The following is a 4,987-nucleotide window of genomic DNA, read 5'->3' on the forward strand; positions in this document are numbered from 1 at the left end:
GGGTCAGGCGGGATCGAGCCGCAGGATGCCGGGGGCCTCGCGCACCGCGAGGTCGTCGACGATCCGGAGCGTGCGGGCGAGCTCGTCCACGGCGCCGATGACGGTGCCGAAGCGCTCGCGGTCGCCGCCGACGGCGGTCGCCGTGACGAAGTGGCTGCCGGTATCCCACGTGTACGTCACGAACGGCGGCGACGGCGCGGCACCTTCCCGCGCGGGCGGCGGCGTCGGCATGAACAGCTTCTCGCCCATGCCGAGGTAGGTGCCGCGGAAGTTCTCGGTGTCGTCGTACTCCATCGGCATCATCGCTCGCGCCGTGCGCAGCTGCGGGGTCGCCGACTGCAGCTGCGCCATCACGACCATCAGCTCGGGCTCGGCCTTCCACACCCACACGAGCACGCGGCCGGCGGCCTTGCGCATGAGCGCCGGCGCGGCCTGGCTCATCGCCCACGCGGTGAAGCCGCCGCCACCCGCTCCGGGCTGCACGCCGAGCGCGGCGTTCGCGTGACCCAGCAGCATCCGGATCGCCTTCTTTCGGGCCCGGCGCCCGCCGAACCCGAACGATTCCGTCACCGGCACCCACCGCTCCGGATCGGCGACGGCCGACAGTCGAGGCATGACCCCAGGGTACGCGTTGGCGCTGGAGTCCTCATCTCTCGAGACGCTTTCGCCGAGTGCGCCGATGCGTGCCGAGAGCACCCCTTGCGTGCCGTTCCCGACCGGCCCGGTCGACATGAACCGGCGCACTCGGCGCTTCGCGCCCCTGAGCGCCTCGCAGCCCGGTTCCGACCGCTCGGCTAGACTCGTCGGCGGCGGCCACTGCGATCCCCGGACGGCTGCCGCCGCATAGATTGGCCTCGCACCCCCGTGACCGAATCCGCGACACCCGAAGACTCTCCGCGCGCGCACCACTCGAATCGGCCGCTCACGATCGTCATCGCCGCCGACACCTTCTCGCCCGATGTCAACGGTGCCGCCCGCTTCGCGGAGCGGCTCGCGGCGGGCATGGCCGGTCGCGGGCACGACGTCCACGTGCTGACCCCCAGTGTCACGCATGCGCAGCACGGCACCTTCCGTGAGACGATCGAGGGGCAGGAGATCACGGTCCACCGCCCACCGGGGTGGCGCTGGTATCCGCACGACTGGCTCCGGTTCGTGCTCCCCTGGATGGCCAAGCGCTATTCGCGCAAACTCCTCGACGAGGTGCCCGCCGACGTCGTGCACAGCCAGTCGCACATCGTGCTGGGCCGTGCCCTGACGCGGATCGCGCGGCACCGCGGCATCCCCGTGATCGCGACCAACCACGTCATGGCCGAGAACATCATCGACTTCACGACCCTGCCGCCGCTGCTCGACAAGGTGGCGATCAGGCTCGCCTGGGACGATGCGAAGCGTACCTTCGACATGTCGCGCGCCGTTACGACGCCCACCCGCAGGGCGGCCGAGTTCCTCGAGAACACGATCGACATCCACGGCGTGATCCCGATCAGCTGCGGTATCGACAAGCGCAACTACACCGCCGATCTCACACCGCGGGAGCACTCGCGCGTGCTGTTCGTCGGGCGCCTCACGACCGAGAAACACGTCGAGGTCACGCTGCAGGCCGTCGCACAGCTCGCCCCCGAGCTGCCGGACATCTCGTTCGACATCGTCGGCGGCGGTGACCAGCGTCGCAACCTCGAGCAGACGGCGCAGCGGCTCGGCATCGCCGACCGGGTGAGGTTCCACGGCCGCGTCGACGAGGACGATCTGCGCGCCGCGTACACGAAGGCCGACGTGTTCGCGATCGCGTCGATCGCCGAGCTGCAGTCCATCGCGACGATGGAGGCGATGGCCTCGGGGCTGCCGATCGTGGGGGCGGATGCCGTGGCGCTCCCGCACCTCGTCCACGACGGGATCAACGGCTACCTCTTCGAGCCCGGCAACGTGGACGACCTCGCCGACAAGCTCCGGCGGGTGCTCACGGCGACGCCGGAAGAGTACCTGCGGATGCAGCGGGCGTCGCTCGACGGCGTGAAGATCCACGACATCGAGCACACGCTCGACACCTTCGAGGCGCTGTATCGCGGCGAGCCGCTGCCCGCCCTGCCGCCGGTCTGAGGAGGCGACCCGACATGCGGCTGCTCTTCGACGCGCGCTACATCCGGACGGATTTCCACGACGGGATCAGCCGCTATTCGGCCGAGCTCGCGGCCGCCGTCGCAGCGGCGGCGCCGGCGCGGGGTGTCGAGGTGGCGTTCCTCATCCACGACGAGGCGCAGCGGGCGTTCCTGCCGCGCGGGGCCCAACGATCCGGCGCGCGCGTGCTCCGCATCCACCCGCCGACAGCGCTGCGCGAGCCGTTCACGGCGCTGCTGCTGAACCGGTACCGGCCGGATGCCGTGTTCTCGCCGATGCAGACGATCGGGTCGCTCGGCCGGCGGTTCGGTCTGATCCTGACGCTCCACGACACGATCTACTACCGGCATCGCACGCCCCCGCGGGACCTCCCCTGGTACGTGCGGCTCGGCTGGCGGCTGTTCCACCTGTCGTACGTGCCGCAGCGGCTCACGCTCAACGCCGCCGATGCCGTCGCCACGGTCAGCGAGACGAGTGCCGCGGAGTTCGCGCGCGTGCGGCTGACGAAGCGCCCCGTGGTGGTCGTCCCGAACGCGCCGCAGCGGCTCGCCGAGCTGCTGCCGCCGGGTGCGGCCGTCGCTCCCGGCACGCGGAACCTCGTGTACATGGGCTCGTTCATGCCGTACAAGAACGTCGAGACCCTCGTGCGCGCGGCCGGGATGCTGCCCGGACGCACGTTGCACCTGCTGTCGCGGGTGTCGCCGGCGCGTCGTGCGGAGCTGGCGGCCTTGATCGATCCCGCCGGCGCCGACGTCGTCTTCCACGACGGTGTGACGGATGCCGAGTACGCCGCGCTGCTGGCCGACCGGGCCGTGCTGGTCTCGGCATCCCTCGACGAAGGCTACGGCCTGCCGGTGGCCGAAGCGCTCGCGCTGGGTGTGCCCGCCGTCGTGACCGACATGCCGATCTTCCGCGAGGTCGCGGGCGACGGTGCGCGGTACGTTCCGGGCACGGATGCCGCGGCCTTCGCCGCCGCCGTCACCGCGCTGGACGATGCCGCGGTGCGGGACGCGGTCGTCGCGGCGGGGACGGCGCACATCGGGCGGTTCTCGTGGGAGCGATCCGCCGGCGTGCTCCTCGATGCCGTGGCATCGCTGCGAGCGCGCCGGCGCTGAAAAGCTGACGCGAGAGTCTCGCATCCCTGGGCAGACTTTCTCGCCCCCACGGCGCGGCAACGCCACTGAAAAGCTGACGCGAAAGTCCCGTGACATGACCCAGACCCCGACCAGGGGTCAGCGCGGCCGCCGGCGACGGCCGGGCGGCTCCTCGTTCCCGATGATGCGGTGGCGGACCGCGCCCGAGATGGCATCGACGATCATCGTGATGGCGATGATCGTGAACAGCGCGATGCCGATGCGGTCCCAATCCCGCAGCCGGAACAGCTGCGACAGCAGCGAGCCGATGCCGCCGGCGCCGACGGCGCCCAGGATCGCCCCGGCGCGGATGTTCACCTCGAACCGGTACAGCCAGAACGATGCGATCTCGGGCGCGACCTGCGGGATGACGCCCCAGCGCAGGACCTGCACCTGCCTGGCGCCGGTCGCGCGGACGGCGTCGATGGTCGCCGGGGGCACTCCTTCGATCGCCTCCGCGGTCAGTTTGCCGATCGTGCCGATCGACCCGAGTCCCAGTGCCAGGGCCCCCGCGAGGGGACCGAGCCCGAACACCGGGATCATGATGACGATCGCGAAGATGAGATCGGGCACGGCGCGAATCGCGTTGAGCACCTGACGCACGGGAAAGACGACCCATGCGGGCGACACGTTCCGCGCCGCGAGCAGCCCCACCGGCAGCGAGAGAACCGCGGCGATCGCGGTGCCGATCCAGGCCATCGCGAGCGAGGCCATCATGTACTCGATCGCCGTCAGCCAGTACTCCGAGTACGGCTGCGCGAAGGGATTGTTGAGGATGCCGCGGACCATCAGCTGCGTGTACTCCCACGCCGACGCCGGAGCCTGCGCGAGCGTCTCCCAGTCGGCATCCAGCCCCGAGACGCACAGCGCGAACACGCCGAGCGCCGCCAGTTCCCACAGCGTGCGTCCCAGCCTGCTGGGCGGAGTCGGCCGCCGGGGGGCGAACTCCACGGCGGCGGTCATCGTGTCAGCCTCTTGCGCAGCCAGCCCGAGAACTGGTCCAGGATGAAAACGAGCACGAAGATCACGATGATGATCAGCGAGATGTTCTCGTAGTTGTAGCGCGCCAGCTGCACCTGGATGAGCTGGCCGATCCCGCCGGCGCCGACGAGGCCGAGCACGAGAGACGCGCGCACGTTCAGTTCGAAGACGTACAGCACGTACGACGCGTAGCCCGGCACGATCTGTGGCACGACCGCGGCGCGCGCCCGCTGAAAGCCGGTGCCGCCGGCCGAGTCGACCGCTTCGAGGGGGCCGCGGTCGACGGCATCCACCGTTTCGGCGGTGAGCTTGGCGACGATGCCGAGCGAGAAGAAAATGAGGGCGAACGTGCCGGCGAGCGGGCCGCGGCCGATCATCACCACGAACAGCAGCGCCCACACGACATCCGGCAGCGACCTCACGACAGCGAGCACCAGCTTGGAGACGCGGTACACGACGGCGTTGCGGGTCGTCACCCGCGAGCACAGCATCGCCGCGACGAGCGCCAGCACGCTTCCGATCGCGGTGGCGACGACCGCGGTGGAGATCGTCTCCCACAGCGGTCCCAGCACGCGGGGGAAGTAGCTCCAGTTCGGCTGCGCGAACCCGGAGAGGATCTGCAGCCACCCATCGACGTCGCGGATGCGGGGGATGAGCGTGAAGTCGATCGCGACTGCGGCGACCACTGTGATGATGGCGACGACGGCGATGCCGAGCCACAGCGCGGCGGGCGGACGGGGCCGCGTCGGGCGCGGGGT

General features: G+C 70.6%; 5 protein-coding genes. 2 read left to right on the forward strand and 3 right to left on the reverse strand.

Annotation, left to right across the window (positions count from 1 at the left end; all coding sequences use genetic code 11):
- Positions 1 to 3: 3 nt before the first annotated feature.
- Positions 4 to 615: a hypothetical protein gene (locus WBP48_RS07865; protein ID WP_424438584.1), complete on the reverse strand. Its 612-nt coding sequence runs from the start codon at positions 613 to 615 to the stop codon at positions 4 to 6.
- A 249-nt stretch (positions 616 to 864) separates the two neighbouring features.
- On the opposite strand from WBP48_RS07865, the gene WBP48_RS07870 reads away from it, so the two are divergent.
- Together WBP48_RS07870 and WBP48_RS07875 are read left to right on the forward strand one after the other, a co-directional pair.
- Positions 865 to 2,097 carry a glycosyltransferase gene (locus tag WBP48_RS07870; protein WP_424438587.1) on the forward strand — a complete coding sequence of 411 codons (1,233 nt, stop codon included), beginning with the start codon at positions 865 to 867 and terminating at the stop codon, positions 2,095 to 2,097.
- A 14-nt stretch (positions 2,098 to 2,111) separates the two neighbouring features.
- Positions 2,112 to 3,230 (forward strand): glycosyltransferase, encoded by a 1,119-nt coding sequence (locus tag WBP48_RS07875; RefSeq protein WP_424438590.1) that lies wholly within the window; start codon positions 2,112 to 2,114, stop codon positions 3,228 to 3,230.
- 117 nt (positions 3,231 to 3,347) lie between these two features.
- Here WBP48_RS07875 and phnE (WBP48_RS07880) read toward each other — a convergent pair whose 3' ends face one another.
- Together phnE (WBP48_RS07880) and phnE (WBP48_RS07885) are read right to left on the reverse strand one after the other, a co-directional pair.
- Positions 3,348 to 4,211, reverse strand: a complete 864-nt coding sequence (gene phnE, locus WBP48_RS07880) for a phosphonate ABC transporter, permease protein PhnE (protein ID WP_424438593.1) — start codon at positions 4,209 to 4,211, stop codon at positions 3,348 to 3,350.
- Positions 4,208 to 4,987: phosphonate ABC transporter, permease protein PhnE (gene phnE, locus WBP48_RS07885; protein WP_424438596.1), on the reverse strand; the 780-nt coding region annotated here is incomplete at its 5' end. The genes phnE (WBP48_RS07880) and phnE (WBP48_RS07885), both read right to left, overlap by 4 nt.

The sequence above is a fragment of the Microbacterium sp. genome (assembly GCF_049661145.1).
Classification (GTDB): Bacteria; Actinomycetota; Actinomycetes; order Actinomycetales; family Microbacteriaceae; genus Microbacterium.